Source organism: Nocardia sp. CA-136227 (assembly GCF_050955695.1).
GTDB lineage: Bacteria > Actinomycetota > Actinomycetes > Mycobacteriales > Mycobacteriaceae > Nocardia.
On the sequence record NZ_CP192081.1, the window covers coordinates 3,849,623 to 3,876,488 of the forward strand.

The 26,866-nt window shown below is 68.2% G+C and carries 25 protein-coding genes and 1 pseudogene; 13 read left to right on the plus strand and 13 right to left on the minus strand.

The features are described from left to right. The first annotated feature begins 79 nt into the window (after window positions 1-79). The gene (locus tag ACQP06_RS17690) at window positions 80-1,207 is read left to right on the plus strand and encodes an NADH:flavin oxidoreductase (RefSeq protein WP_433665656.1); all 1,128 of its coding nucleotides are present in this window, start codon (window positions 80-82) and stop codon (window positions 1,205-1,207) included. Between the two features lie 84 nt (window positions 1,208-1,291). Here the strand turns inward: ACQP06_RS17690 and ACQP06_RS17695 are convergent, their stop codons facing one another. Further along, window positions 1,292-1,459: a lipase family protein gene (locus tag ACQP06_RS17695; RefSeq protein ID WP_433665657.1), complete on the minus strand. Its 168-nt coding sequence runs from the start codon at window positions 1,457-1,459 to the stop codon at window positions 1,292-1,294. Window positions 1,460-2,217: 758 nt separating this feature from the next. Here ACQP06_RS17695 and ACQP06_RS17700 point away from each other — a divergent pair. The 3 genes from ACQP06_RS17700 to ACQP06_RS17710 all read left to right on the plus strand — a co-directional run bounded on the left by ACQP06_RS17700 (window position 2,218) and on the right by ACQP06_RS17710 (window position 4,837). Next, entirely contained in the window at window positions 2,218-3,132 is a 915-nt protein-coding gene (locus tag ACQP06_RS17700) for a hypothetical protein (protein WP_433665658.1), read from the plus strand. Between the two features lie 507 nt (window positions 3,133-3,639). Beyond that, window positions 3,640-3,933 (plus strand): hypothetical protein, encoded by a 294-nt coding sequence (locus ACQP06_RS17705; protein ID WP_433665659.1) that lies wholly within the window; start codon window positions 3,640-3,642, stop codon window positions 3,931-3,933. Between the two features lie 118 nt (window positions 3,934-4,051). After that, window positions 4,052-4,837 carry an SAM-dependent methyltransferase gene (locus tag ACQP06_RS17710; protein WP_433665660.1) on the plus strand — a complete coding sequence of 262 codons (786 nt, stop codon included), beginning with the start codon at window positions 4,052-4,054 and terminating at the stop codon, window positions 4,835-4,837. A gap of 433 nt (window positions 4,838-5,270) precedes the next feature. Here the strand turns inward: ACQP06_RS17710 and ACQP06_RS17715 are convergent, their stop codons facing one another. Both ACQP06_RS17715 and ACQP06_RS17720 read right to left on the minus strand, forming a co-directional pair. Next, window positions 5,271-5,879: a GNAT family N-acetyltransferase gene (locus ACQP06_RS17715; protein WP_433665661.1), complete on the minus strand. Its 609-nt coding sequence runs from the start codon at window positions 5,877-5,879 to the stop codon at window positions 5,271-5,273. A gap of 4 nt (window positions 5,880-5,883) precedes the next feature. Further along, entirely contained in the window at window positions 5,884-6,840 is a 957-nt protein-coding gene (locus tag ACQP06_RS17720; RefSeq protein ID WP_433665662.1) for an MBL fold metallo-hydrolase, read from the minus strand. 47 nt (window positions 6,841-6,887) lie between these two features. Here ACQP06_RS17720 and ACQP06_RS17725 point away from each other — a divergent pair, with 47 nt between their 5' ends. Further along, complete coding sequence (locus ACQP06_RS17725; protein ID WP_379099373.1) at window positions 6,888-7,310, plus strand: MerR family transcriptional regulator; 423 nt, start codon at window positions 6,888-6,890, stop codon at window positions 7,308-7,310. Here the strand turns inward: ACQP06_RS17725 and ACQP06_RS17730 are convergent. After that, the gene (locus tag ACQP06_RS17730) at window positions 7,307-8,623 is read right to left on the minus strand and encodes a cytochrome P450 (RefSeq protein ID WP_433665663.1); all 1,317 of its coding nucleotides are present in this window, start codon (window positions 8,621-8,623) and stop codon (window positions 7,307-7,309) included. The two genes, ACQP06_RS17725 and ACQP06_RS17730, sit on opposite strands and share 4 nt — an antisense overlap. A 137-nt stretch (window positions 8,624-8,760) precedes the next feature. Between ACQP06_RS17730 and ACQP06_RS17735 the strand changes: the two genes are divergently transcribed. The 4 genes and pseudogenes from ACQP06_RS17735 to ACQP06_RS17750 all read left to right on the plus strand — a co-directional run. After that, on the plus strand, window positions 8,761-9,897 hold the full coding sequence (locus ACQP06_RS17735; RefSeq protein ID WP_433665664.1) for an epoxide hydrolase family protein: 1,137 nt from the start codon (window positions 8,761-8,763) through the stop codon (window positions 9,895-9,897). A gap of 69 nt (window positions 9,898-9,966) precedes the next feature. After that, window positions 9,967-10,620, plus strand: a complete 654-nt coding sequence (locus tag ACQP06_RS17740; protein WP_433665665.1) for a maltokinase N-terminal cap-like domain-containing protein — start codon at window positions 9,967-9,969, stop codon at window positions 10,618-10,620. Window positions 10,621-10,696: 76 nt separating this feature from the next. After that, entirely contained in the window at window positions 10,697-11,263 is a 567-nt protein-coding gene (locus ACQP06_RS17745) for a DUF308 domain-containing protein (RefSeq protein WP_357276595.1), read from the plus strand. Window positions 11,264-11,420: 157 nt separating this feature from the next. Further along, window positions 11,421-13,324: pseudogene (locus ACQP06_RS17750) on the plus strand (molybdopterin-dependent oxidoreductase); the annotation flags it as partial. On the opposite strand, the gene ACQP06_RS17755 reads toward ACQP06_RS17750, so the two are convergent. Further along, window positions 13,275-13,937: a helix-turn-helix transcriptional regulator gene (locus ACQP06_RS17755; protein WP_433665666.1), complete on the minus strand. Its 663-nt coding sequence runs from the start codon at window positions 13,935-13,937 to the stop codon at window positions 13,275-13,277. The pseudogene ACQP06_RS17750 and the gene ACQP06_RS17755 overlap by 50 nt on opposite strands. Before the next feature lie 12 nt (window positions 13,938-13,949). Next, on the minus strand, window positions 13,950-14,663 hold the full coding sequence (locus ACQP06_RS17760) for a TetR/AcrR family transcriptional regulator (protein WP_433665667.1): 714 nt from the start codon (window positions 14,661-14,663) through the stop codon (window positions 13,950-13,952). 108 nt (window positions 14,664-14,771) lie between these two features. On the opposite strand from ACQP06_RS17760, the gene ACQP06_RS17765 reads away from it, so the two are divergent. From ACQP06_RS17765 to ACQP06_RS17775, 3 genes are all read left to right on the plus strand, one after another. Further along, entirely contained in the window at window positions 14,772-16,391 is a 1,620-nt protein-coding gene (locus ACQP06_RS17765) for an FAD-dependent monooxygenase (RefSeq protein WP_433665668.1), read from the plus strand. 10 nt (window positions 16,392-16,401) lie between these two features. Then, window positions 16,402-17,286 (plus strand): NAD(P)-dependent oxidoreductase, encoded by an 885-nt coding sequence (locus ACQP06_RS17770; protein WP_433665669.1) that lies wholly within the window; start codon window positions 16,402-16,404, stop codon window positions 17,284-17,286. 91 nt (window positions 17,287-17,377) lie between these two features. After that, entirely contained in the window at window positions 17,378-18,574 is a 1,197-nt protein-coding gene (locus ACQP06_RS17775; protein ID WP_433665670.1) for a DUF418 domain-containing protein, read from the plus strand. 9 nt (window positions 18,575-18,583) lie between these two features. Here ACQP06_RS17775 and ACQP06_RS17780 read toward each other — a convergent pair whose 3' ends face one another. The 7 genes from ACQP06_RS17780 to ACQP06_RS17810 all read right to left on the minus strand — a co-directional run bounded on the left by ACQP06_RS17780 (window position 18,584) and on the right by ACQP06_RS17810 (window position 25,379). Beyond that, window positions 18,584-18,943 (minus strand): VOC family protein, encoded by a 360-nt coding sequence (locus ACQP06_RS17780; protein WP_433665671.1) that lies wholly within the window; start codon window positions 18,941-18,943, stop codon window positions 18,584-18,586. A 9-nt stretch (window positions 18,944-18,952) separates the two neighbouring features. Further along, complete coding sequence (locus ACQP06_RS17785; RefSeq protein ID WP_433665672.1) at window positions 18,953-19,801, minus strand: alpha/beta fold hydrolase; 849 nt, start codon at window positions 19,799-19,801, stop codon at window positions 18,953-18,955. Beyond that, window positions 19,798-20,388: a TetR/AcrR family transcriptional regulator gene (locus ACQP06_RS17790; RefSeq protein WP_433665673.1), complete on the minus strand. Its 591-nt coding sequence runs from the start codon at window positions 20,386-20,388 to the stop codon at window positions 19,798-19,800. Before ACQP06_RS17790 ends, ACQP06_RS17785 begins: the two co-directional genes overlap by 4 nt. 303 nt (window positions 20,389-20,691) lie before the next feature. Then, a complete protein-coding gene (locus ACQP06_RS17795; RefSeq protein WP_433665674.1) occupies window positions 20,692-21,180 on the minus strand; it encodes a LysR substrate-binding domain-containing protein in 489 nt (162 codons plus the stop codon). Next, window positions 21,150-21,908: a class I SAM-dependent methyltransferase gene (locus ACQP06_RS17800; protein WP_357289534.1), complete on the minus strand. Its 759-nt coding sequence runs from the start codon at window positions 21,906-21,908 to the stop codon at window positions 21,150-21,152. The genes ACQP06_RS17795 and ACQP06_RS17800 overlap by 31 nt, the downstream gene beginning before the upstream one ends. 788 nt (window positions 21,909-22,696) lie before the next feature. After that, complete coding sequence (locus ACQP06_RS17805; protein ID WP_433673350.1) at window positions 22,697-23,839, minus strand: lipase family protein; 1,143 nt, start codon at window positions 23,837-23,839, stop codon at window positions 22,697-22,699. 481 nt (window positions 23,840-24,320) lie between these two features. After that, the gene (locus ACQP06_RS17810) at window positions 24,321-25,379 is read right to left on the minus strand and encodes a LacI family DNA-binding transcriptional regulator (RefSeq protein ID WP_433665675.1); all 1,059 of its coding nucleotides are present in this window, start codon (window positions 25,377-25,379) and stop codon (window positions 24,321-24,323) included. A gap of 155 nt (window positions 25,380-25,534) precedes the next feature. On the opposite strand from ACQP06_RS17810, the gene ACQP06_RS17815 reads away from it, so the two are divergent. Next, window positions 25,535-26,860 (plus strand): aryl-sulfate sulfotransferase, encoded by a 1,326-nt coding sequence (locus ACQP06_RS17815; RefSeq protein WP_433665676.1) that lies wholly within the window; start codon window positions 25,535-25,537, stop codon window positions 26,858-26,860. Window positions 26,861-26,866 lie beyond the last annotated feature (6 nt).

Genomic DNA, 26,866 nt, shown 5'->3' on the forward strand with positions numbered 1-26,866 from the left:
CTCAAATATTCACCACTAGCGTTTGTCGAAATTGTTTGAAGTTCTCAACTATCAAGGTTCACAAGTAGGGGAGCGCCCAGTGACCGTCACCACCTCCGATGCCGCCCGCACGGCCCACCTTCTGTCCCGGCCCATCACGCTGAACGGGCTGACCGTTCCGAACCGCATCGTGATGGCGCCGATGACGCGCATGTTCTCCCCGGGCGGCGTGCCCGGCGAGGACGTGCGCGGCTACTACGCCCGCCGCGCTGCCGCCGGCGTCGGATTGATCGTCACCGAGGGCACCTACGTCGGCCACGATTCGGCCGGACAGAGTGATCGGGTGCCGCGCTTCCACGGTGAGGAACAGTTGGCGGGGTGGGCGAAGGTGGCCGAGGACGTGCACGCGGCCGGCGGCACGATCGTGCCGCAGCTGTGGCACATCGGCATGGTTCGCAACCACGGCGATGAGCCGTATGCCGATGCCCCCGCCGTAGGCCCGTCGGGTATTCGCGTCGACGGCACCGAGGGCGCCGGCAAGGCGATGACGCAGCGCGACCTCGACGATGTCATCGGCGCCTTCGCCGATGCCGCCGCGGCCGCCGAGCGCATCGGCTTCGACGGCGTCGAGGTGCACGGCGCCCACGGCTATCTTCTCGACCAGTTCCTGTGGGAGCGGACGAACCGCCGAACCGATGTCTACGGTGGCGATTCCGTGGCCCGCACGAAGTTCGCGGCCGAGATCGTGGCGGCGATCCGGGCGGTCGTCTCACCCGGTTTCCCGGTGATCTTCCGCTACTCGCAGTGGAAGCAGGAGGCCTACGACGCGCGGCTCGTCGAGACCCCGCAGGACCTGGAAGCGATCCTGGCACCACTCGCCGCGGCAGGCGTCGACGCCTTCCACGCCTCCACCCGCCGCTACTGGCTGCCGGAGTTCGAGGGTTCGGACCTGAACCTGGCCGGCTGGACGAAGAAGCTCACCGGCAAACCCACCATCACCGTCGGATCGGTCGGCCTCGACGGCGACTTCCTGCGCGCCTTCACCGGCGTCGGCGCCGAACTCGGCAGCCTCGACAACCTCCTCGACCGGCTGGAACGCGACGAATTCGACCTGGTCGCCGTCGGCCGAGCCCTCCTTCAGGACCCGGAGTGGGCGTCCAAGGTCCTGTCGGGCCGGATCGAGGAGCTGAAGCCGTACGACGCGGCGGCACTGAGGACGCTCAGCTAGAGCGTGTCTCACGCACCGCCGAGCGACATGGACGGCACCGTGCGCGTCGAGCAACCGTCTGGCGCGGCCTGCCCCGCCAGACGGTCATCGATCCAACGCAGCACCGGGGGACTCGCGCTGACCGCGAGGCTGACGTGCTCGCTCGAGCGCGGCGTAACCCGGCTGTTTCGGGGTGAACAGTGAGCCTTTCGGCCCCTCCCAGTCGGGTACGGAAATCGAGTGACCGGACGACAAGATCTGGTCGATCTGCATGAGATCCAGACTGGCGTCGTTCTTGTCCGGCCCTCCTTGCCGGAGCACGAACGAGGGAGCGCACTGCGGGGCCGACGCATCTTCGGCGGCCTGACAGGTAGAACGGGTCGTTCTGCGGGGTAGGCAGCGGATCCGCACTCCCGACAGCCATGGGAGTGACCGCAAGGCACAACATGGCCGAAGCTGCGATCAGCACGAGCGCAGTTGACCGCGCCTGACCACTGAACTCGTTGCGTCACAGGCTGATACGACACTGCCCACCATTTGGATTCCCTCCCCGGCGGGGACAGCCTCGCGCGAATCCCCCTAAACGCAGCGGGGTACGGCAGAACTGGTACGCGGGTACATGCAAGCACAGTTTTTGAGTGGTTTCGTTGAGCTTTAGTAGCGTTTGCGCCAACCAAACGTAAACGAAAAAGATTCAACGGTTTTCAGGGGAATTGGGGACCCTGACCTCCGATAAGGTTCACTTATCGGAGGTCAGACTCGGTTGATTGATTTGGGGCAGTTCAGGTTTCGTTTCGTGTTGTTCCGTTGGAAATGACGAAACCAACGCTACGATTTGCGGCGTGACGAGTACTTGCAACTACCCGGGGTGTACGAAACCGATCACGCGCGGCGGAGGGCCGGGGCGGCCGTCGGAATACTGTGAGCACCCCGAGCACACGCGGTGGCGGGCTTGGCGGGAGCGGCAGCGGCAGCAGGCGGGGGAGGGTGATGGGCCGGTCGCGAATGTCACTGTGACGCAACAGGGGCCGGTGACCGTGGCCCGTCTACGGGCGGATGAGCTGCTCGGACAGTTTCGGGCGATCGCTGAACAGCTGGGCACGACGTTGAATACGGCGGTGGCGGAGCTGTCCACCCTGGCTGATCCGGCGGTGGCGGAGGCCCAGGTCCAGGCTGTGCAGGCGGATGCGGCGCGGCGGATTGCCGAGGCGGAGATGGCGACCGTGGCGGCCGAGCAGGCGCGGCGGGAGAGTGAAGAGGCCAGGGCTGCGGCGGAATCGGCGGCCGAGGATGCGGCGCTCGCCGCCGAGGAAGCCGAGGGGCGGATCGCGGAGGCGCTGGCGGCACGCGATGACGCGCTGCAAGAGGTCGCGCGGGTGACCAAGCAGGCGGCCGATGATGTGTTCGCGGCGCGGGCCGAGGCGGAGGCCGAGATCCGCACCATCCGCCGGGAATCCAGCGAGGATGTCGAGCGGGCCCGGCAGCAGGCGAGCGAGGACATCGAGTTGGCGCGGACCAAGGCGGCGGCCGAGGTCGAGCAGGTGCGGCGGGATTCGGCGCAGCGGATCACCGCCGCTGGCGCGGAGCGGGATCTGGCCGTGCAGCGGGCCGCCGACGCCGAGCGCACCATCGAACGCGCGGAAGCCGCGGTGGCGGAACGCAGTCAGGTGGTCGCCGAGACGCGGGCGGTGCTGGAACAGACGCGCACCGACCTCGACCGCACCAGGACCGAACTCACCGATGTCCGCCGGCAGGCCGCCGCCGATATCGGCACCGTCCGCTCGGAAGCCAAAGCCGCACTGGAACAGGCGCATCAGGAGTCCGCGGCCCGTATCGCCGCGCTCGACGACGCGCGCGCTCAGACCCTGGCGCGCGCAGCCCGCGCCGAGCAGCAACTCGACGCTCTCCTCGCATCCCGAACCGAACAGCCCGAGCCCTCCAAGTAGCCCCTTACACCATGCAGCCCCGTTGCGGGGGACAGAGAAATTGAGGGCACCCGTTCCGATGGTGAACCGGAGAATCGCCTCCTAAGGTCGGAGCGGGGCCTTCGCCCCCGAGTTGTCTTGTCGCGCAGCGGATGTGTCGGGGCTGGGGCTGCGGTAAATTCGGGAGGAAGAATGTCCGCGATTGCGGATCGGTGTGGCGGGTTGCGTGCGGGGAAGGGTGCCGGTGCGGCGGCGGTGTTGGTGTTGGCGGCCGTGATTGCGCTGGCGTCGGGGTGTTCCTCGGGTGATTCGAAGACTTCGTCGGCGACTACGACCAAGCCGTCCACCAGTGTGACCACTACCAGTGTGGTACCGACGAGTTCCGGTGCGCCGGTGGCGAGTCCGGGTGGCGGGAACCCGGGCGGCGGTAACCCGGTAGCGAACTCAGCGCAGCAGCCGCAGGACGTGGCACCCGGTGACGCACCGCCGCCCGAGCCCGCTCCGGCGCCCGGCGGTGTCGACCACTACGTGAAGTGCACCGACAAGATCAACTACGCCGGCGACCCGCGCAGCAACGCCGAAATCAATCTGCTCGGTGAGCAACACGGTGGCGACTGCCCGGTTCCGATTACCGCCACCGCAACCGCGACGACAACCCCACCGGCCACGACCACGACCGATCCAGCACCGGCCGTCACCTCCACCACGGTTGCTCCGACCACCACAGCAGCGGAGACGACGTCTGCGCAAACCACAACGGTCGCAGCGCCTCCCGCCGCCGATCCGGCCACCACGCCGGCCGCCGCGACCGTCCAGAAATAGCTCGGGCCCACCCCCTTGTGACACCTGGTGCCGTTTGCGAATATGACGCAAGATTTCCTGGTGGATAGCGGTATCGTCGGTGGGGGAAAGAGGGGTGTGACACTTGAACATCAACGCCATGCGAGCACGGCAGTCCCGGCCGAGCGTGGCACGCGTATACAGCTACGTCCTCGGCGGGCGCGACAATTACGGTGTCGACAAGGATCTCGGTGACTACTTCATCGAAGACCTACCCGGGTCGGAAAAGTTGGCCATCACCAATCGCGACGCAGTGCTGCGCGCCGCGAAGGCCATGGCGGACGCGGGAATCCGGCAGATCATCGATATGGGTTGCGGGCTACCGGCGGCCGTGAACGTGCACGAGGTGGTGCGGCAGGTCTACCCGGAGGCCCACGTCGTGTACGTCGACGACGACCCGTTCGTGGTGGCCCACGGCCGGGCGCTCCTCGCCGTCGACGAGGGAATCACGGTGCTGGAAGCCGATATTCGCGATCCGGCGGGCATCGAGAACAATGCCGAGGTGCAGCGGCTCATCGACTTCGACGAGCCGGTCGGCCTGCTCTTCGCCATGACGCTGAGTTTCGTCAATGACGAAGAGAATCCGACCTCGGTGGTCCAGTACTGGGCGGATCGGATCGCTTCCGGCAGCCGGATCTACCTCTCGCACTTCCGGACCGGAACCTCGCGCGAGGCGATGGCCACCGCGAGCAAGATCCTGGAAGCCTTCGGCCGCGGACGCTTCCGCACCGACGACGAGATCCGCGCCTGCTTCGGCACGCTCGCGCTCGACGAGGACGATCTGCGCCCGTGTGTCCAATGGCGTGGTGAGGACGCTGAGGGGCACCAGCCGGAACTGACCGTCTGGGAACAGCTGGTGGTCGGCGGCATGGCCCGCAAGCCCTGATCGCCGCATACGACGAGGCACCGGTAGCGACCAGCTGCCGGTGCCTCGTCGTTTCTGCTCGAGGCACCGATCAGTCGGTCCGCCCGACTCCATACCGGCCCGGTCGGTATCCGATCTGTTCAAGGTCGACCGGTCCAGCCTCGTCCCGGCGGAAGTGATCGACCCAGGATCGATCGAGCCGGTGCGGGCGTGCGGCGCCCGGGCGGCCGACGCGATCATGACCTGTCCGTAGGCGCCGCCGAGCCGATAGTTGCCCGGATCGACGCGCGAGCTCGCCCGCAGCGGAAACCCGACCCGGTCGCCGTCGGCGCGAGTCTCCTGGTCCCGCACCAGCCACCAGGCCCGCTGCACGTATTCCGGCAGCCCGGCGTGGAGCCACAGCGCGGTGGTGAGCTGGGATCGCCGGCCCCGCCCAGAAGTCGATGACGGGTCGTCAGCGGGGCGTACGCCACATCGGCCACAGCGGCGGGCCGCCCCGGGTGGCGTCCAGGGTGCCGGTGACCTCGAAACCGAACCGCTCGTAGTACGGCACATTGTCGGGTTTGCTGGATTCCAGGTAGGCGGGCAGCCCGTCCGCGTCGCAGCGATCCAGCCGCGAATTGAGCAGGGCCCGCCCGAATCCCTGTCCGCGAACGCCGGGCAGGGTTCCGAGGACGGCCAGATACCAGTGCGGTTCGCGGGGGTGCGCCCGCGCCATCGCCTCCGAGAGCCGGCCAGCGGTCAGCAGCCGGTGCCGGAAGGCGAAGAGCAGCCCGGGCAGCTGACGCCGGCTCGCGTCCTCCGGGGCGTGCCACTGCCCGGGCGGCGCCCAGAGTGCCGCGCCCACGATGGAATTGGCGTCGTTGCAGGCCACCTCCACCCCACCCAGGGGGATGAGGTGGTGGCGGGCCATACCGGTGAACAGTGCGGCGGCGCGGCGAGCGCGGGTGGCGTCGTCGCGGATGAGCCATGCGGTGATCGGATCGTCGGAGAAGGCGATGCCGAGCACTCGCGCCAATTCCGGAATATCGGATAGCTGGGCCGGACGTACGGTGATCCCCATGGGTTCACGGTAGCGGCTCGGCGACCTCCGCATCGGGCGCTGCCAGCAGCAGGGCGGCGTCGTGATCATGGGTGGGGATCACCGGAACGAGGCGTTGTGCCAGGTGGAGCCGGTGCAGGGTTCTGAAGGTGGCGTCGCGGTCGTGGTCCATGAAGACGCCCGGATAGGTGGCCTTCTGACGGATTCGGTCGATTTGCAGGGTGTGCCAGGCGGCGTCGCCGGCGAGGAGTTTCCAGCCGTACGTCGTATGGGCGAGAACGCCGATGCTGCCGGGGGTGTGTCCGGCGAGGTCGACCAGGACGACGCTGCCGTCGCCGAAGAGGTCGTGGCTGCGGGTGAAGGTGAGGATCGGGGGACCGTCGAGGTCGTACTCCTGGTGGGGACGGTCGACGAGGGAGTCGCGGACGCCGCCGACCGGCGCGACGGGACCGGCCAAGACCCAGTCCCGCTCGACGCTGTGCAGGTGGACGGGCAGCCCCGGCAGGTCGAGCAGACCGCACACGTGGTCCCAGTGGGCATGGGTGGGTAGCGCGAAGTCCAGTGCGGGCAGGCCCGGTTGGGCTTTCAGCGCGGTGGCGGTCGCGATGGTCTCGGCCGGCGGACGCGCGACGGGACGGATCACCGCGGGCAGTTGCGCGATGGCGCGATGCTCGGCGTCGATGCAGAATCCCGGGTCCACGATGAAGGTCGCTTCGGGGTGCTGGATGACGAAGGAGCTCAGCGCGCTGGTGATGCGGCGCGGAGTGGAGACGCCTTCGACGACCACCTGGGTCGGCACCGGTCGCGGGAAGTTGGTCAGAGCCGTCACGGTGACGGTGCGCTCGGCGCGGGGGAGTCCCGCGTCGGTGATCGAGCGCAGGAACCGTTGGTCGGCGGGCCTGGGCCGGACCGCGCCGTGGAGGGAACCGATTGCGGCGGTGCAGCATTGCAGGAGCGTGGGCTTGCGGACTGGATCGGACATGAAGGAACGCTAATACTTAAGGTCGACATGAAGTAAAGGGGAGAATCGTGACCACAGCGCAGGACATGAGAATCGGTGACGCCGCCGCGGCACTCGGTGTGGAGACGCACGTGCTGCGGCATTGGGAATCGGTGGGCCTGCTCGCCCCGCCGCGCAGCCCATCGGGTCACCGCAGCTACAACGAGGACATCCTCGACTACGCCCGCGCGATTCTGACTTTGCAGCGAACCGGTCTGTCGCTGAGCCAGATCCGGCAGCTGGGGCTCAGCGAGCACACTGATCGCCGGGCCATCATCAACGACCGTCGCGCCGAGGTTCGTGAGCGCATCGCCTTGCTCGAGGCCACCGACCACTTCCTCGAGCATCTGCTCGCCTGCCGCCACGCCATCATCAGCGAATGCGACGAGTGCTCGGCGTACGTGGCACAGGCCCACGTGCGAAGAGCACCCGACTTCCCGGACCGCGGTTAAGGGAGCGGGGAGACCACGACCGGAGCGCCGTGGGCCGGAACATGCGTGATGTTCCGGATCCGCACGGGCTCCCCGGTCTTGCCCTGCGGCAGCGAAAGCCGGTAGCGGGTGAGGATCTCCCGCAGCACCGCTGTTCCCTCCATCAGTGAGAACCCGGCTCCGATGCACCGCCGCACGCCGCCGCCGAACGGCAACCAGGTGTTGGGTGCGACCGATCCGTCGAGGAATCGTTCGGGCCGGAACGTGACGGCGTCCGGGAAGGCTTCGGCGCGTTCGTGCGCCAGGATGATCGAGGTCGCGATGACCGTGCCCCGCGGCAGGTCGTATCCGCCGATGGTCAGGTCGCGAGTGAGTTTGCGGCCCGTGCCCGCGATGACCGTGTGCAGCCGCATCGACTCTTTGAGCACCGCTTCGAGGTACTTCTCGTCCCCGTCGTGGGCCGCGCGGCGGGCCTGGGTCTGGATCTCGGGATTGGCGGCCAGCTCGTGGCAGGTCCAGGACAGCGCGGACGCGGTCGTCTCGTGCCCGGCCAGCAGCAGGGTGATCAGCTGATCGCGCAGTTCGGCGTCGGTCAGCGGCGCGTCGTCGGGGTTCTCGCCGGATCCGGCGGCCAGCAGCCGCGACAGCACGTCGTCGCGCGCGTCCAGGTTCGGCTGCACCCGGCGCTCGGCGATCTCGCGGTAGAGCAGCTCGTCGATGGCGGATTGGGTGGCGCGGAACCGTTTCCACATGCCGCGCCGCGCCAGGAACGGGTACTTCCAGCCGAACATGATGATCGGGCTGACGTTCACGACCTCACGCAATCGCGGCACCAGCGCGGCCCGGCGGGCTTCGTCGGCCATACCGAACACCACCTGCATGATGACATCGAGTGTCAGATCGTTCATGCGGTCCAGCGTGTGCACGGTCGCGCCCGGAACCCACCGGTCGACATGGGTTTTCGCGATGTCGTCGACCAGCGCCCGGTATCCGCGCAGTGAGGACCCCACGAAGGCGGGCATGAGCAGTCGCCGCGCGCGGGCATGCTCGTCCTCGTCGGTGATCAGCAGTGAGTGCTCGCCGAGGATCTCGGCCAGCAGCCGATTGCCCTCTCCGGCATGCAGATCCGCGGGGTCTCCGGCGAAGATCTCGCGGATGTGCTCGGGCCGGGTGAACACGACCAGGTTCTCGGCGTACGGCGCGACCAGATGCAGGGTGAAGGTGTCGCCGTGCCGGCGGGCGGCCGATCGGACCAGCGGTCCGCGCCATTTGGTGTAGATGGCGGTCTGCAGGAGGGGCGGCAGGGCCGGTCCGGGTGGAAAGGTGGTGGTCACGTAGCCGGTTCCCTCCAGTCGCGCCGCCTCGCCGCGGCTGAAACGCTTGCGTACCAGCCTAGAACGCGGGCCGCCGCAGCGGAATCGGCGCACGGATTAGGACCGCCCCTGACCTAGTTGATTCCTACCGTGGAGACATGACGGTTTTCGAGCCCTTCCGAATCGACATTCCGGCCTCCGACATCGACGATCTGCGGACCCGCCTGGCCCGCACCCGCTGGCCCGCCGACCTGCCCGAGGTGGGCTGGTCCTACGGCATTCCGACCGCCTACGTGCGTGAGCTGTGCGAGTACTGGGGCGGCGGCTACGACTGGCGCGTCCACGAGGCCGAACGCAACCGCCATCCCCAGTTCGTCACCGAAATCGACGGTCAGCGACTGCATTTCACGCACGTCCGCTCGCCCGAACCGGACGCCCTGCCGCTGGTGCTGGTGCACGGCTGGCCGTTCGAGGATTTCACCGGCATGATCGGCCCGCTCACCGATCCGCGTGCGCACGGCGGCGATCCGGCCGACGCCTTCCACGTGGTCGTCCCGACGCTGCCGGGGTTCGGCTTCTCCGGGCCGACACGGCACGCGGGGGAGGCCGCGACCGAACGGTCGGCCGAGCTGATCGTGAAGCTCATGACCGCCCTGGGCTACACCCGCTACGGCACGCACGGCGGGGACGCCGGATCGTTCATCGCTCCCGGCATCGGCCGCCTGGCGCCCGATCGGGTGGCGGGTGTGCACCTCAACGACCCCATCACGATCCCGTCCTGGAACGACGACGGCTCCGGCTACAGCGAGGCCGATCAGCAGAAGCTGGCGCGGCTGAAGGATTGGAGCAGCAGCGAGACCTCCGGGTACGCGGGCATGCACTCGACCCGTCCGCAGACTCTCGCCCCGGCCGTCGCCGACTCCCCGGCGGGACTGCTGGCATGGGTGCTCGACGTGGTGAACACCTTCACCGATCCGACCCGCGAGACCCCGGACGCGGCGATCGACCGCGATCTGTTGCTGACCAACCTCGCGGTGCTGTGGTTCACCGACACCGCGGGTTCGTCCATGCGCCTGTACAAGGAGTCCCAGCACTGGGGTGCCGAGCTGCCCGACTCCGGCGTGCCGACCGGGGTCGCGGTCTTCCCTGGTAACGGCACGATTCGCGGCCTGGCCGAGCGGCAGAACACCGTCGTGCAATGGTCGGAATTCGATCGCGGCGGCCACTTCGCCTCGATGGAGACCCCCGATCTGCTGACCCGGGATCTGCGTGACTTCTTCCGAAAGCTGCGCTGACATCGGCGAATATCGGTCCGCCGCAAAGGGTTCGGCCGCGATCCGGCCGGACTCTGGCAGGATGGCTCTATGGCCGAGATCCACGAGACGACCATGCAGCCCTCCAAACTGGAATTGCTGACGGCGTGGCTACCCACCCGGCACTGGCACGTCGGCGCCGGGACGCCCGCCCTGGTCAAGTCGGGCGGATTCCGGCTCGACGACCCCGACGGCGCGGTCGGCATCGAACTCATGGTCGTCACCGACCTCGCGGGTCCGGTGCCGGTCGCGTATCTGGTTCCGATGACCTACCGCGGCGCCCGCGTCGAGGGCCTGGACCACGCGCTGATCGGTACCTCCGAACACGGTGTGCTGGGCATGCGCTGGCTCTACGACGCCGCCCACGACCCGGTGTTCATCGAGCAGGCCGCCCTGCTGCTGACCGGCAAGGCCACCCCGCAGGATCAGAACACCAGTGACACCCCCGACCTGACGGTGCACGTGGTACCGGGCGATATCCTCACGCCCGCACCGGGATTCCGGCCCACGGTGATCGACACCGACGCCCAGACCGATATCGCCTTCGACTCCGACCGCTCCACCAATGCGGGCGCGGAGCTGATCCGCGTGCACCGGCGTCTCGCCACGGGCCGGTCGCTGGGCCGTGACCGCAGCCATCTGGACGCGCCGTGGTCGGCCCCCGACGGCACCACGCCACGCGGGGTCTTCCTCAGCGCTCCCTGATCCGGGACTGCCCCGACGCGCCGAGCGCACACGCAAACATCCAGTTACCTGGACTGATCGGCCATATCATGAATAGGTGCCCGCCAACCGGATAGAAGGGCGAAGCGAGGTCTTCGCCGATTGGGCTTGGCAGTCGCTGGTCGTCACCGGCGGCTGCTCTGTGGTGCTGGGGGTGGTCCTGGCGGTCTGGCCGGACAAATCGTGGCAGGTGGCGGGGATCCTCTTCGGGCTGGTGCTGCTGGCGACGGCGGCCTTCCAATTGGTGATGGCGTTCGGCGCCCGGATCCACACCGCCCTCAAATGGCTCGAGGTGTTCAGCGCGGTCGTCTCCCTCGTGCTGGCGCTGTGGACCCTCGACGGTGGCGAGTGGGTTGCCTTGCTGTCCTTGTGGATTGGGATCGGCTGGGTGCTGCGGGGGATCGTGCAGGCGATCGTCGGGGTGTGGTCGGAGGAGTACGCGGGCGCGGGCGGACTGGAGCTGATCGGGCTGGCGACCGTGGCCGCGGGGGTGGGCGTCGCGGTCGCGCCGTTCACGACCCTGCCGCCGCTCTCGATCACCGTGGGGCTGCTGACGGTCGCGCTCGGTGTCTCCGAGATCGCGATCGGCCTGCGGGTGCAGCCGGTGACCGTCGGAACTGTCTGACGAATCCGCCGCGCGACCTACGTCTTTCTCTCGGATAACTAACCCTCGCGAAATTCTGCAATTGCCCGAGATTTGCCAGTAGGTTCGGATTGTTCGTGTGCTCGGGTATCGGAACGCGCGACGGGCGCCGCCGCGTCACGCTGAGAGGCAGAGGTAGATGGCGCGCAACAACGGCAGCGGCGTGGTCGACAGTGAGCTCACCGAGGCGCTGATCCGGTCGCGCAGGTTCTTCACCCGCGCCGAGATCTCGCCCGACGGACGCACCGAATACCTGCGCGGCGGACGGCAGGCCGACGACTTCTACCGCGACCGCTGGTCCCGCGACAAGGTGGTGCGCTCCACCCACGGCGTCAACTGCACCGGCTCCTGCTCGTGGAAGGTGTATGTCAAGGACGGCATCATCACCTGGGAGACCCAGGCCACCGACTACCCCAGCACCGGCCCGGACCGCCCCGAGTACGAACCCCGCGGCTGCCCGCGCGGCGCGGCCTTCAGCTGGTACACCTACTCGCCGACCCGCGTGCGCTACCCCTACGTGCGCGGCGTGCTGCTCGAGCTGTACCGGGAAGCCAAGGCGCGCACCGGAGATCCGGTGCTGGCATGGGAGTCGATCGTCTCCGATCCGGAGCTGGCCAAGCGCTACAAGAGCGTGCGCGGGCGCGGTGGACTGGTGCGGGCGACGTGGGCGGAGGCTGTCGAGCTCGTCGCCGCGGCGCACGTGCACACGGTGAAGGCGTACGGCCCCGACCGCATCGCCGGATTCTCGCCGATCCCGGCCATGTCCATGGCATCGTTCGCCGCCGGCTCACGCTTCATGTCCTTGATCGGCAGCTGCATGCTGTCGTTCTACGACTTCTACGCCGACCTGCCGGTGGCCTCCCCGCAGGTGTTCGGCGACCAGACCGACGTGCCCGAGTCCGGAGACTGGTGGGACGCGGGCTATCTCGTCATGTGGGGCTCCAATGTCCCTGTCACGCGGACCCCGGACGCACACTGGATGGCGGAGGCGCGCTACCGCGGCCAGAAGGTCGTCTCCATCGCCCCCGACTACGCCGACAACGTGAAGTTCGCCGACGAGTGGCTCGCCCCGCATCCGGGCACCGACGGCGCGCTGGCCATGGCGATGGGGCACGTGATCCTGCGCGAGTTCTTCGTCGACCGCCAGGTGCCGTACTTCGAGGAGTACGCACGCAAATACACCGACCTGCCCTTCCTGGTGCGCCTGGAGAAGTCCGGCGACGGCTACCGGCCGAGCAAGTTCCTCACCGCCTCGGACCTGCCCGAGTACTCCGGCGACGCCAATGCCGCGTTCAAGACGGTGCTGCTGGATCAGAGCGGAAAACCGGTGGTGCCCAACGGTTCTCTGGGCTTCCGCTACGGCGAGGAGGGCGCGGGGAAGTGGAACCTGGAGCTGGGTGGCATCGAACCGCTGCTGTCGATGGACGGCCGGAGCGCGGTCGCGGTCACCCTGCCGCGCTTCGACACCGGTGACGGCAGCGTCGCCGAACTGCGGCGCGGTGTGCCCGCCCGCACCATCGGCGGCCACCTGGTCACCACCGTCATGGACCTGATGCTGGCCCGCTACGGCGTGGAACGCCCGGGCGGCCGGGAGAGTGGCCCACCGGCTACGACGACGCCTCGCAGCCGGGCACCCCGGCCTGGCAGGAGACCATCACCGGCGTCCCGGCCGAGCAGGCCGCCCGGATCGGACGCGAATTCGCCGCCAACGCCGAGGAATCGCGCGGCCGGTCCATGATCCTGCTGGGTGCGGGCACCAACCACTGGTTCCACTCCGACACCATGTACCGCGCCTTCCTCGCCCTCACCACGCTGACCGGGTGTCAGGGCGTGAACGGCGGTGGCTGGGCGCATTATGTCGGCCAGGAGAAGTGCCGCCCGGTGACCGGGTGGGCACAGGTGGCCAATGCGCTGGACTGGACGCGCCCGCCGCGGCAGATGATCCAGACGGCCTACTGGTATCTGCACACCGACCAGTTCCGCTACGACCCGTTCACCGCGAATCAGCAGACCGGTGCGCGATGTGGTGGCAGGCGTGAAGGAGTTCTGGTGGGTGCAGGTCGGTGAGGTCGGTGTCGAAGGTGGCGAGGATTCCGGCGATGCCGGCCCAGGACCAGGCCCCGAGGGTGAGGCGGCAGTGGTCGGCGTCGAGGTGTTCGACGACGGAGCCGCCGGGTGCCCAGCGGGCCACGATGTGGGCGGGCAGGTTGAGGCGTGCGCTGCCGGTGCATTGCCAGGCTGCGGGGGTGTCGCCGCGGTCGTGGCTGCTCATGACGAAATGCGCGAGGTCGCCGCCGGGGAGTTCGCGGGGTGCGAAGCCGCGGGTGGTGGGCCGCGGGTGCAGTCGGTCCACCCGGTGTACTCGCCAGTGGTGGTCTTCGAGGTCGTAGGCGATGAGGTACCACCGTCCCGCCCACACCACGAGGTGGTGAGGCTCGATCCGGTGAGCTGCCGCGAAGTCCGGCTCGCCGGGGGCCGGGCGCGTCCCGTCGGGGCGGAGAACCTCGGTGATGAGGATGTGGCGGAGTCGCACGGCGGTGCCGACGGCGGTGAGCGCGGTGGGGTACCCGCCGATCCAGCGAGCTGACCGCCACAGCAAAGTGTTTCGGCCACCAGCACTCTCTAGCGCCAGTTTCCGCTCAACTGGACCCCACATGCCGAGACAGGCCTAGTCCGAGGCGGCTCGCGCGGTTGCCAGGACGCCTTCGAGGACGCAGGACAGACCGAAGGCGAATGTCTGGTCGGGAGTGGGGTCTTCGGCGTCGCGGATGCGGCGGGCGAAATGGGGGTAGTCGCCGGTGGCGATGGCGGTCCGGAGGTAGGGGCCGACCGCCTCGCGCCACTGGTCCTCGGTGAGTCCGGTGCGCCGTTGGGCGCGAATCTCGGACAGTTCCTGGATGGCGGCGCCGGCGACGTAGGACAGCACCGTGTCGACGATATTGGCGGCCAGCGTGATGTCGTCGGTGAGCTCCAAGGCCGCGGCCATGGCGATATCGAAGCGGCGCAGGGCATTCGGGCCCAGGGCGGGTCGGCCGGACAGGACGCGGCCCAGCCAATGATGGCGGAGCAGGAGATCCCGGAAGTGGTGGGCGACCGCCGCGAGGTCGGCGCGGGCATCACCCGTGAGGGCCGGTGGGGGGATTTCGGCCTGGGCGGCGTCGATCATGAGGTCGAGTAGTTCGCCACGGTCGGTGATGTAGCGGTAGAGCGAGGCGGTGCCGGAGCCGAGTTCGGTGGCGATGCGGCGCATGGATACCGCGTCGAGTCCCTCGGTGTCGGCGAGGGTCAGGGCGGTGTCGACGATGCGGTCGACGCTCGGCGCGCGGCGGGCCGGCTCCGGGCGCTCCTTGCTCCAGACCAGCATCGGGTTCTCGTTCGTCATCGCGCTCCTGTCCGGATTCTCGCGCCTCACTCCGCCATTGCGCTGAGCCTAGCACTGCGGTTACGGTGTATCCACTACGGCTACAGCGTATCCATAAGGAGTTTCGCAATGACCGAACACCGAGTTCCGGTCCTGATCGCCGGGGGAGGCACGGTCGGACTCGCCGCCGCCGTCTTCCTGTCCGGGCACGGCATTCCGACGCTCGTGGTCGAGGCACAGCCCGGCCCGTCACCACATCCGCGCGCCACCGGGCTGTCGCGGCGAACCATGGAGATGCTGCGCGCCGAAGGGCTCGAAGACGCGGTCAACGCAGTGAGCATCGATATGCGCGCCGGGCTCGGCAAGGTCTACGCGCGCACACTGGCCGAGGCCGACTTCGCCGCAACCGATCTCGCGGGCACGGCGGCTGCCACCTCACGCACGGACGATTCGAGTCCGGCGCTGGTGCGGGGTACGTGCCCGCAGCACCGGCTGGACTCGGTGCTGCTGCCCGCCGCGCGGGAACGCGGTGCGGTGGTGCGGTATTCGACGCGACTGGAATCGTTCACGCAGGACGACGACGGCGTGCGCGCGGTGTTGTCCGATGGCTCCCTCGTGCGAGCCGACTATCTGATCGGCGCGGACGGGGCGCGGAGTGATGTTCGCGGCCTACTCGATATCGAGCTCGAGGGGCCCGGACCCTTGGGAACGCCCATGATCAGCATGCTGTTTCGCGCTGACCTCACCCCGTATACCGGGGGCCGCTCTTTCGCGACCTGCACGATCGAAAACCCGGACGTCTCCGGCCTGCTTGTCACCGTGGACGGTTCCGGCGAGTGGATTCTCCATGTGCCCGCCGATGATTCGGACGGGGGATTCCCCGATGCCCGGTGTGTGGGGCTGATCCGGGCGGCGGTCGGTGACCCGGGCGTCGAAGCCGAGGTGGTCAGCGTGCTGCCCTGGCGGCCGCGTGGACAGCTGGCCGAGCGGTTCCGGTCCGGTCGGGTCTTCCTCGTGGGCGATGCCGCCCACACGGTGCCTCCGCTGGGTGCTTTCGGACTGAATACCGGTGTGGCCGATGCCCACAACCTCGCGTGGAAGATCGCCGCCGTCCACCACGGGTGGGCCGAGCGCGGACTGCTGGACAGCTACGAGGCCGAACGGCGGCCGGTCGCGGCGACCACGCTCGAGCAGGCCGTGCTGCGGCTACCGGATTCCCGGCTGCACTGGGAGAACTCCCCGGAGATCGTCGCGGCTCGCCGACGGGCTGGAGTGCTCAATGCTCCCGTCGTGCATGTGGGCTATCGCTACGAATCCACCGCTGTCATCGGCTCGAATCCGATATTGCCTTCCACCGAGGACATTTCGCTGGTCCTGGACGGCACGCCCGGCTCGCGCCTGCCGCATCGATGGGTGTCGCACGACGGAGAGCGGGTGTCGACGCTGGATCTGGTCGGCAAGGATCTCACCGTCCTGACCGCGGACGAGGACTGGGCTGATGCCGCGCACGCCGCAGCCGATGCACTGGCGATTCCCTTGACCGTGCAGCGAATTCCTGTGGTGGACAGCGATTGGACCGGCGGCATCGGGCTGCGCCCGAACGGCGCGGTCCTGATTCGCCCTGACCATGTGGTCTCCTGGCGCATGATCGACCAGCCCCTCGACCCGCGGACCGCCCTGATCGACGCACTGAGTGAAATCCTGTCGCTCGACGGCCGAACGATGCGGCCGGTAGCCGGGGCTGGGTAGGGTTCGGCTCGTGGTGAGGATCGCGTTTCTGGGGTTGGGCCGGATGGGTGCGGGGATGGCGGGGCGCATGGTCGCCGCCGGGCACGAGGTGGTGGTCTACAACCGGACCGCCGCCAAGGCCGACGAACTCGTCGCTCAGGGAGCCACATTCGCGGCCACGGCCCGCGAGGCCGCCCGGGACGCCGAGGCGATCTTCGCCATGGTGGCCGACGACGAGGCGTCGCGGGCTGCCTGGTTGGGGGCGGACGGCGCGCTGGCGGGGGAGTATGCGCCCGGCGCATTCGCCGTGGAGTTCTCGACCGTCTCCCGGCCGTGGGTGCTGGAGCTGGCGAAACATGCCGCCGCCCACGGTCTTCGGTATCTCGACTCACCGGTGACAGGGCTCCCTGACGCGGCGGCCGCCGGGCGACTGACCCTGTTCGTCGGCGGGTCCACCGCGAACCTCGACGCGGCGCGCCCACTGCTGCAACCTCTCTGCACCGATATCGTGCACTTCGGTGAGGTCGGTGCGGGCACGAGCTACAAGCTGATCCAGAACCTGCTCGGTTCCATTCAGATCGCCGCCACCGCCGAGGCCCTGCGCACCGCGGAACTCGCGGGCTTGGACCTGGCGGTCGTCGCCGACACCCTCTCGCGTGGCGGCGCGGCCAGCCCGACGGTGATCCGCATGTGCGCGGAGATGATCGGCGGCGTGCACGACCGCGATATCGCCTTTACCGCGGCCCTGCGCCTGAAGGACACCCGGATCGGGGTCGAACTGGCCGATGCGGTCGGCACTCCCGCGGCCCTGGGTCATACCGCCGAGCGGATCTTCGAGCGTCTGGTCGCGGAAGGACATGGCGATCTGTCCGAAACGAAGCTCATCGACCTGCTGAGAGGTCCTGCCATGGGATGACTTCCGGGCGTGTCAATACCTCGGAGGTCGGATAGGGAATCCGGGGCCGTGGTGGATGTGGCGGGGGCGCTGCCGGAAATAGCGTGCAGGCATGTCCGAACAGCTCGAAACCCAGGTAGCCGGTGTGACGCAGAGGCAGCGCATCGGGGTGGTCGACAGTCTGCGCGGATTCGCGCTGTTCGGGATTCTGGTCACCAACACCGTGGTGGCGACCATGCTCTGGTCGTCGCCGGGCGCGGGCGCCGATCCGCAGCCGATGTTCGACGGCACGCTCGACCGGTTCGCCTACGGCCTGATCGACGGGTTCTTCCTCGGCAAGTTCTATCTGCTGTTCGCGTTCCTGTTCGGGTACTCGTTCACCTTGCAGATCGCGGCCGCCGGGCGTGCGGGCGTCGCGGCCACGCCCCGGCTGTTGCGCCGTTGCCTCGCACTGTTCCTGATCGGCCTGGCGCATCTGCTGTTGCTGTGGATCGGCGACATCCTCACCCTGTACGCCGCCCTGTGCCTGATCCTCGTGGCGCTGCGCTGGATTCGGCCGCGCCCAGCCCTGATCACCGGTCTCGTGCTGTATTTCGCGTTCGCGTCGCTGGCGTTCCTGCCGGGCAACGGGGGACTGGCCGGGCTGGGCGAGGTGTTCGATTTGCAGCGGATGCATGATGGCTACACCGGCAATGCGGGTGACACGCTGCGCGCCCAGCTGGAGTTCGGCCCGAAGTTCATGATCTTCACCTGGATCGGTCAGGGCATTCCGGCGCTGGGGATGTTCCTGGTCGGCCTGGCGGCAGGCAAGCGCCGCGTGTTCGAGGACGCGGACTGGACGACCCGGTGGCTACCGCGGGTGCTGGCGGTGGGATTCGGTGTGGGACTGCCCGTTTCCGCTGTCACAGTGACGTTGATGACGCTGCACGGGGAACTGCCGTCGTTCTGGTACGGGGTGCAGGAACTCGCGAATCCGTTGCTGACGCTCGGGTACGCGGCGGGCATCGTGTGGCTGGCCCGCTACCGATGGGCGGGCGCGGTGGGCCGGCTCGCACCCGCCGGGCGGATGGCGGCGACCAACTACATCGGGCAGTCGGTGGTACTGATGCTCATCTACACCGGATACGGCCTGGCTCTGGCCGATCGCGTGCCCCCGGTCGGGGTCGTGCTGCTCGCGGTCGCCACCTATCTGGTGCAGATCCGGCTGAGCGCAAGGTGGTTGCGGACCCACCCGTACGGCCCGGTCGAGTGGCTGCTGCGCGCGGCGACCTACCTGTCGATCCCCGCGTGGCGGAAACCGACAGCGTAGGCGCGCCGTTCAGGGCAGGTCGTACGCCGTGGCGTGCCGCGGCTGGTAGAGGCCGATCTGGCCCGCGCCCGGCACCTTCAGCATGGTGAGCAGGCCCCACCCGGCATCGGTGATGTCCGAGGCGAATTCGACGCCCTGAGACCCCAGGTCGGCCACGGTGGCGGTCAGGTCGTCGCACATGAGGTACAGCTCGGCCTTGCCGCTGTCGGGGACCTGTGCGGGATGCACGGCGAGTTCGGCGGGCGGCGACTTGAAGATGAGCCACCCGTTGTTCGCGTCGACATGGGCCAGACCGAGGACGTCGCGGAAGAAAGCCCGTGCCGCGTCGGCGTCCTCGGCGTAGAGGATGGTGTGCGCACCGGTGATCATGTGCCGACGCTAACAGCGTCCGGCCGCTCCGGCGCGCAGGTGCGCGGTCAGGATGTCGCCCAGTCGCGCGGCGAATTCGGGGGCCTCGGTGCGCATACCGTTGTGGGCGCCGGGGAACTCGGTGACCTCGATCCCCAGCCGGCGGGCGATCTCGACGGCGGGGCGGTACGGCAGGCAGCCCTTGGTCTCGCGCCCGGCGGCCAGGACCAGTCGATCGGCCACCGGGGCGAGCGCCGCGAAATCGGGCAGGTACGAGGTGAATTCCCGCAGCTCGTGTTCGAGCATCAGTGGGCCGTTGGCCGCCAGTCGTGCCCACATCTCGGCGGCGCGCGGCGGCAGTTCGTCGGGCATGGGAGACGGTTTCATCGCATTGCCGATGCCCGCCAGGAAGCGCATCGACGCCGGGCCGGGGCCTTCGGTGCGGAACAGCGTGTAGACCTCGTCGATCATGGCGGTCTGTTCGGCGGCGTCGGGAAGGACGGCGAAACACGGTGGTTCGTGCGCGATCAGCAGCGACACCTGCTCCGGATGCCGGGCCAGCAGCTCGAGTCCGACGATCGCGCCATTGCTGCCGCCGACGACCAGCGCGGGCTCGCCGGTGAGGTGGCTCAGCAGCCGGTGGACGTCGTCGCTCTGCACCTCGACCCGCTGGGTCCGCTGCGGACCGTCGAGGACACTGCGCGAATAACCGCGCTGATCCAGCGAAACCACCGTGAACCGGTCCTCGAGAACCTCGGCGATCGGGTCCACCGAGGCCGCGTCGCCCCCGCCGCCGGGCAGGAACAGCACGAGCGGGCCGCTGCCGCGCACCTCGTAGTAGATGGTCGCGCCCGGTACCGGTAGTGTCTCGGATCTCATTGCGGGGTCACCTGTTTCGATGTCGGCCACTGGGTCAGCAGCAGATGGAGGGCGTCGAGGATGCGCGCCCAGGACCCGTCGGTCTCACGGGAGTGGTTGAAGCCGCCGACGGTCTCGAGCGTCGCGAAACCGTGGAAGGTGCTGCGCAGCAGGCGGCCCGCGTCGATGAGCTCTGGGCCGTCGAGGTCGTAGCCGCGAAGCAGGGCTTCGGTGAGCTGCACGCTGCGGACCGCTCCCGGGGCGTCGGCGATGGCCTCGATGTCGAGCTTGCGCTGGGTCGCGTCGTAGCGGCCGGGGTGTTCGCGGGCGTAGTCGCGGTAGGCGTTCGCGAAGGCAATCAGCGCGTCGCGACCCGCCCGTCCCTGGACCGCCACACCGATCCGGTCGGTCATCTCGACCGCCGCCTGCAGGGCGATGCGAGTGCGCAGATCCCGCAGATTCCGGACATGCGAGTAGAGGCTCGGATCCTTCACCCCGAAGTGCTTGGCGACCGCGGCCAGCGTGACGTTGTCGAGTCCGATGGCATCGGCCATCTCGGCGGCTGCCTGCGTGATGCGTTCGGCGTTCAGACCCACCCGCGGCGACATCAGCCACTCCTTCCTAAGACTATTAGGTTTAAACCTAATATACATAGGTTTGGCGGCGGGCGAAACCCGGCGAGCGGCTCGAGAACTCGCAAATGTCGTTACCCCAGTTGTCTCTTACGTCGAGTTACCGTGTGCGCGTTCACAATCGAAGGGTGACGTGGTACACACCTGCATGGGGGCACCGCACTGCTCGCCGGTTTCGGTGCCGGTCTCGCCTTCGGCGCGCAGGTCGTCACGTTGCCCGCGCTGTAGCCGCTATTCGATTCCGCGCGGAGGTATCCCGCCTCCACGACGGCCGGGCCTTCACCGGGGCGGCTGCTCGCCATCGAGACGAACCTCGGCCAGCACCGCGCGCAGTCGTTCCAGTGCCGGATTCCGGTCGCCGCCGCGCCACACCAGTCGCAGTGTCGTCCGGGTGCCGGCCAGCGGCCGGGCGATCACTCCGACCCGGCGCAGCGCGCGGTGTGAATCCGATAGCACCGCCCCGCCGAATCCTGCCGCGACCAGTGCCAGCACCGTCTGCACGCTGCGGCCCTCGGCGCCGATCCGCGGCACCACACCGGCTTTCGCGCAGAGGGCGAGGATCTCGTCGTGGGACTGGGACTTGGCCATCAGCTCCAGCAGGCTCGCGCCGGCCTCGCCGAGATGGGTGAGCACGGAATGCCGGAGCTCGTGCAGATCCCACCCGGTCCCCGGCCCGTCGACGGCGGTCCCGGCGTCGAGCAGGTCACGGGCCTGGTCGTAGGACAGCCGGGCCAGCGCTAGTCCAGGCGCGTGGCGGTCACGGCCCACACGGGCAGGTGCACCCGATTGTTTTTCAGCAACGGCCCAATGACCTGGAGTTGTTCGAGCATCGGCTTCATCCGATCGGCCCATCCGGAGTCCTCGCTCATCTCCTTGGTCATATAGGTGAACGTCTCCGGGCTGAAATTGCCCTGGTAGGTGGTGGTTCCCAGGTGGTCGAGGCGCCACCCGGCCGCGGGAAGCACGCGGTCGAAATTCTCGGCCGGCAAACCTTCGAGCTGCAAGCCGTTGACGTTGTGGCGGCCGAATTCGAACATGAACAGTCGCGCCCCCGGCCTAGTGGCCCGGTGCAGGGCCTGCAGGTACCGGGTCTGGATTTCTTCGTCGTCGAGGAACACGTGGTAGAACGCGCTGTCGACGACGGTGTCGAACCGGTCCTCCAAGCCCTCGAGTTTGGTGGCGTCGGCCACCTCGAAGTCCACCGTCACCCCGGCGCGCTCGGCGTTGCGCTTGGCCCGCTCGATCGCCGACGGCGACGCATCGATACCGGTGGTCGAGTAGCCCTTGGATGCGTAGTAGATCGCGTGATGTCCCGGGCCGGTTCCGGGGTCGAGCACCTCGCCCCGCACGGCGCCGTAGGCCACCAACTGCTGCACGACCGGTTGTGGGCCGCCGATGTCCCAGGGGATCAACGCGGGAGCACCCGGTTCCGATGACGCGTCCCGGTACAGCGCTTCGAAGTCCGGCTGATCGTCGTGGTTCGGTTCCCTGCTCATGACTCCTCCTTCTATTGCGGACGGGCAACACCTGAAGGGTCGTGCCGGCGATGAGACCAATGGTTCCGATGGTGGCGGACAAGTTCTCGGATGCTCAGTTTATTTGGTGGACCACCAAGGCTTGCTCGGTGCTGTTGTTCGTTCCGCTCGGGTGCCGAACGCGCTGATCTGACGAATTGAAATCTTTTGACGTATTTGGCTTTTGGCGGAACTTCCGGATCGAGCCGAAGTCGCCGATCACGGCCCGGCTGTGCGCCGATCGCCGCCGGTGAACTGACCTGCGGCTACCCGAACTTCGTTGGTTTCTGCGCCATTACTACCTGAACCCCTTCACCCTCGGGCGCCGCGCTCGGCGCACGTCGCGGTCAGCAGGTGCCCCTGATTCTGGGGCCGGCGGGCAGGAGAGGGGCTGGCCAGCGTCAGTCGTGGCTCGCCGCCCTGGCACAAATTGCTGCGCCCACCCTTGTGGTGCGGAAGCGCGGGTCCAGGGGGCGAGCCACTTCCCTGCGCGCGACCGCGACGTTCGCGGGCCGGGTAGATCTACGGATACGCTGGGCGGCGCCGGGCGGTGATGCTGGAGGAGTGACGACCAGAGCCGGGCGCCGCCGCCCGATACCCGAGTGGGACAAGGGAATCGCCGCGATATGCCTGTTCCTGGCTTTCGTAGCCGCGGCCTTCATGGTCGAGCAATGGACTCGGCCGACCACTCCGCCGGGGTGGGCAGCCGGAACCGCCCGATCGGGACAGCTGAGAATGTCGGCCGAGAAGTTACAGCACCCCTGTTCCCGTCAACAGTTGCTGGGTGCGGGCTCGCCGCGAACCCGGCCGTTGAGCCACGCCATCACCTCCGGGGCACCGATCACCGCTCCCGACAGATGCTCGGGTGCGGGAACGCGCATCGTCTGCACTGGAACACCAGCCGCACACCAGCGGTGATCGGTGTTGTCGATCGCCTGGACCGGAATCAGCGGGTCGTCGGGTGAATGCCATTCGAACACCGGTGTTGCCGGCACTTCGCCGAAGAGCTCCAAGCTGTTCTCCTCCAGCACCGCCCGGCCTTCACCGACGTCGAAACCCGAGGTATCGGTCATGAATTCCCGCGCGCTGCCGCCAAGGCCTTCTGCGAGGATCTGATTGGTGCAGTCGTTGGCCATGGCATCGCGGATCGCCAAGCCACGCTGGTTGAGGTACGAGCTGATTGGCAACTGGCTCGGATATTCACGCTCGAGGCCGATCGCCGCCGCCATAACCAGCCCGAAGGCCGGGTGCGGGTTGTAGCCCAGCGCCTCGACCATCGTCAGCAGGTTCATCGGGGCACCGCCGATGGCCGCGCCCGCGAGTTTCAGTTCCGGTGCGTACGTGGGCTGCATCGCCGCCGCCGCCCCGGTGGCCATGCCGCCGCCGGAGTAGCCGGCCAACGCGACCGGGCTCTGCTGCGACGCGAGTTCTGGCACCTGTTTCACCGCTCGGACGCCGTCCAGAACGATCCGGCCGCCCAGACGCGTCGCGCCGAATGCGAAGTACGGACCGAGATGATCCGGCAGCGCGATGCTCCAGCCCTGCGCCATCGCCACATTCAGAATCGACGCCGTCGTCAAGAGATTCGGATCGTCGGAGTACAGCTGATGCGACACCGCACAGCGAGTGCCGAGCGCATTGATGAAGTGCTGATACGACATCAATGGGCCGTCGGGCCGGTGACCGGCGGGGGTGAGGACCGTGGTGGTCGCCGCGATCGGCTCATCCCGGGAGTTGGCGGATCGGAATTGCACAAGAGTAACGGTGGCGCCCGGAAATACGGCCACCGGCGGCATTGCCCGCACGCGGAGCACGTCACCGGGCTGGTGTGCCGCCAGATCCGCCGGGGCGGCGTAGAACGGATCCGGATCGGGTATCGGATAGATCGAGTCCGCCCCGGCGGGAGTCACCATTGACAACCCGAGAACTACGCCACCCAGCGCAGCCAGCACTTTCGCCGACCCGCTACGAAGAACAAGAGGAAACTGACCAAGCACGTGTCCGACCTCCATGAATAGTTCACTTCGTTCGACAAGCCAGTCCGAATTCTCAGGAGACTATAGCGATGAACTCTCAGAGACACGCGCGTTTGCTACACCTATTCGCAGCGGTTCGTGTTCGTGGTTCGATACCCCATAACGTCCCGCAGGTAACCCGGCGTGGTGACTCGTCAACTTTCTGTCGCCGGTGTGGCTGATTTGCTCGCGGCATGTCCACCGCCTGGTCTCTGTGCACGGTCTGACCCGACAGAGGTGTGTCGGCAACAGGTTGCGGCCCTCTCGCTCGAACAACTCGGCACCGACGCGCCGCTCCAATCCCGCAGCTGGCGGCTGAGCGTCGGCTGGGTCAGATTCAGGTTCCGGGCTGCGGCGCTGATGCCGCCGGCCGGCCGCGTCATCCGACGGGTGCGGAAGTTGTCCGTTCCGGTGTGCAGCCACAGGTTTCGCCGAGGCTCAGGCGGACGCCGAAGGGTATCGGGGGAGCGGTGGGGGAGTTCGCACTTCCGGCCGCGTCGAGCACGCGGGCCAGGGCGGTGCGGGCAATGTCGTCGATCGGCTGTTGCACGGTGGTCAGGATCAGCGGGGCGTAGGTGTTCGCGGCATCGGCGTCGTAGCCGACGACGGCGACGTCCTCGGGAATGCGCAGGCCGAAATCGGCGACCGCGCGCAAGGTCGCGGCGGCTTGAGCGTAGGTGCCGACCACGAGTCCGTCCGGCGCGGGATGGTCGGCGAGGTAGCGCCGCACGGCGTCGTACGCGCCGGCCGGGGTGAGGTCGGTGGGAATCCGTTGCGCGGCAGCGGGTCCGACGACGGAGGCGTACCCCTCGTAGCGCTGGGCGACGGTTTCGCGGTCACCGTGCGGGACCTCGTCGGGGGTGAATCCGCCGACGAAGACGATGGATCGGCGGTGATGGTCCCGGGCCAGGTGGCTCGCGGCCAGCCGTCCCGCCTGCACGTGATCGGCGCCGACCATCCCCGCGTCGACGTGGTCGCGGTTGTTGTGCACCCAGACGATGGGAATGCGTGCCTGCCTGCACAATTCGGCTGTCGCCGGACCGTTGGCCCCGCCGACCACGATCAGCCCCTCGATACCGGAATCCACGAAAGCCGCGGCGAACTCGATCTCGCGTTCGGGGTCGTAGGCGGTATTGCCGATCAGGGTGAGGTGGTCGCGGTGGCGGGCCTCGATCTCGATGTGGCCGACCAGGGTGCCGAAGAGGGGGAGGCGGACGTCGGGGACCAGCAGGCCGAGGTGCCGCCAGCGCCGCGGCCTGCGCAGGGCGCGCGCGGCGCGGTCGGGGCGGTAGTTGAGTTCGTCGAGGGCGGCGGTCACCTTGGCGCGCAGAGCATCCGAGACCGGGCGCGGGCCGTCATTGAGGACGTAACTCACGACGGCGGTCGAGGTACCCGCTCGCCGGGCCACATCGGCGAGGGTGGCGCGTTTGGCAGTCACGTTGGTCCCAACTCTCGTCGCTCGCGGGCCGGTTGCCCAGGCTTGAAATCGTTCTGATTCTTACAGTCTCCGCACCGGTTCCGTCCCGCGCAAATCGATTAGATTCGTTACATCCGTGACCCGACCGCTTAACAGCCGACTGATGGAGTGAATGCATGGCCTTCGTACGACTCACCGGTGTCACCTTTTACGAACCGGAATCAGCCCATGACAGCTACATCGTCTTCACCGGCGCGGACTCCGTCACCCGGCTCATCGACATGCACGGCACGGTGCGCCACGAATGGCCCTGTGCCGGTGTGCCGCCGCGCATCCTGGATCCGGCGCTGACCGGGCGGCTGGGTGACGTCGGGGTACAGCTCTCGCTCAGCGGCGATCCGCGCGGCGGGATCTACGCCAATGGCACTGTGGGACAACTGACCTGGGACGGCGACCGGGTGTGGGAGTGGGGCACGCAGGCTCCGGGCGGTGCCGCCCGGCAGAACCACGACTGGGAACTGCTGGCCAATGGCAACCGCCTGCTGCTGGTGACCATTCCTCGGGTGGTTCCGCAGCTGGGCTCGAATGTGGTCGGCGACCAGGGGCTCTACGAGGTCGCCCCGGACGGGTCGATCGTCTGGGAGTGGCGGGCCGGTGACCATCTCGAGGACCTCGGATTCTCCGACGCCGGGTGGGATGCCCTGCGCGAGACCGTCGCTCGCGACCCCGACGATGCCTGGGGTTATCTGGAGATCAACAGTGCGAAGACGCTGGGACCCAACCGCTGGCATCGCGCCGACCCCGACAGTGTGTTCCAGCCCGACAACATCCTGATCAGCAGCCGCAAGGCCAATGTGGTGGCGCTGATCGACAAGGCGTCCGGTTCGATCGTGTGGAGGCTGGGCCCGTACTTCGACGCCGAGGCCGGGGCGCAGCACCAGCGGATCAACGCGCACAAGGTGCCGCGGCCGCTGGATCAGATCTCCGGGCAACACAATCCGCATCTCATCGCCGACGGCCTGCCGGGTGCCGGCAATATCCTCGTCTTCGACAATCAGGGCGGCGCGGGGTATCCGCCCGCGGCCCTGGGCATCTACGCCGGATCCCGGGTCCTCGAGATCGATCCGACGACCCGGCAGATCGTGTGGCAGTACACGGCGGAGGATTCCGGGCTGCCGTCGTGGACCTTCTTCAGCTCGTTCGTCAGCAACGCCCAGCGCTTGCCGAACGGCAACACCCTCGTCACCGAGGGCATGACCGGCCGCCTGTTCCAGGTCACCCCGCAGGGCGATGTGGTGTGGGAGTACGTGTCGCCCTATGAGGGTCGCGGCGTCGCCGGGGAACCCGAGGTGCACGAGCCGCGCGTGCCGGGCGTGGACCGGCTCAGCGACACCCCGCTGGTGTATCGCGCACAGGCCGTCCCCGCCGAATGGGTGCCGCTCGAGCCGCATCCCGATCTGGCCGCCGTCGATCTGCGGACGACGGTCCGTCCCACCACCTAGCTCTGC

Excerpts from the sequence above, each read along its gene's own strand:
- ACQP06_RS17695 (WP_433665657.1), bottom strand. The coding sequence starts at position 1,459 with ATGCAGATCGACCAGATCTTGTCGTCCGGTCACTCGATTTCCGTACCC.
- ACQP06_RS17710 (WP_433665660.1), top strand. The coding sequence starts at position 4,052 with ATGCGAGCACGGCAGTCCCGGCCGAGCGTGGCACGCGTATACAGCTAC.
- ACQP06_RS17715 (WP_433665661.1), bottom strand. The coding sequence starts at position 5,879 with ATGGGGATCACCGTACGTCCGGCCCAGCTATCCGATATTCCGGAATTG.
- ACQP06_RS17720 (WP_433665662.1), bottom strand. The coding sequence starts at position 6,840 with ATGTCCGATCCAGTCCGCAAGCCCACGCTCCTGCAATGCTGCACCGCC.
- ACQP06_RS17735 (WP_433665664.1), top strand. The coding sequence starts at position 8,761 with ATGACGGTTTTCGAGCCCTTCCGAATCGACATTCCGGCCTCCGACATC.
- ACQP06_RS17740 (WP_433665665.1), top strand. The coding sequence starts at position 9,967 with ATGGCCGAGATCCACGAGACGACCATGCAGCCCTCCAAACTGGAATTG.
- ACQP06_RS17755 (WP_433665666.1), bottom strand. The coding sequence starts at position 13,937 with ATGTGGGGTCCAGTTGAGCGGAAACTGGCGCTAGAGAGTGCTGGTGGC.
- ACQP06_RS17760 (WP_433665667.1), bottom strand. The coding sequence starts at position 14,663 with ATGACGAACGAGAACCCGATGCTGGTCTGGAGCAAGGAGCGCCCGGAG.
- ACQP06_RS17765 (WP_433665668.1), top strand. The coding sequence starts at position 14,772 with ATGACCGAACACCGAGTTCCGGTCCTGATCGCCGGGGGAGGCACGGTC.
- ACQP06_RS17775 (WP_433665670.1), top strand. The coding sequence starts at position 17,378 with ATGTCCGAACAGCTCGAAACCCAGGTAGCCGGTGTGACGCAGAGGCAG.
- ACQP06_RS17780 (WP_433665671.1), bottom strand. The coding sequence starts at position 18,943 with ATGATCACCGGTGCGCACACCATCCTCTACGCCGAGGACGCCGACGCG.
- ACQP06_RS17785 (WP_433665672.1), bottom strand. The coding sequence starts at position 19,801 with ATGAGATCCGAGACACTACCGGTACCGGGCGCGACCATCTACTACGAG.
- ACQP06_RS17790 (WP_433665673.1), bottom strand. The coding sequence starts at position 20,388 with ATGTCGCCGCGGGTGGGTCTGAACGCCGAACGCATCACGCAGGCAGCC.
- ACQP06_RS17800 (WP_357289534.1), bottom strand. The coding sequence starts at position 21,908 with ATGAGCAGGGAACCGAACCACGACGATCAGCCGGACTTCGAAGCGCTG.
- ACQP06_RS17805 (WP_433673350.1), bottom strand. The coding sequence starts at position 23,839 with ATGGTGACTCCCGCCGGGGCGGACTCGATCTATCCGATACCCGATCCG.
- ACQP06_RS17815 (WP_433665676.1), top strand. The coding sequence starts at position 25,535 with ATGGCCTTCGTACGACTCACCGGTGTCACCTTTTACGAACCGGAATCA.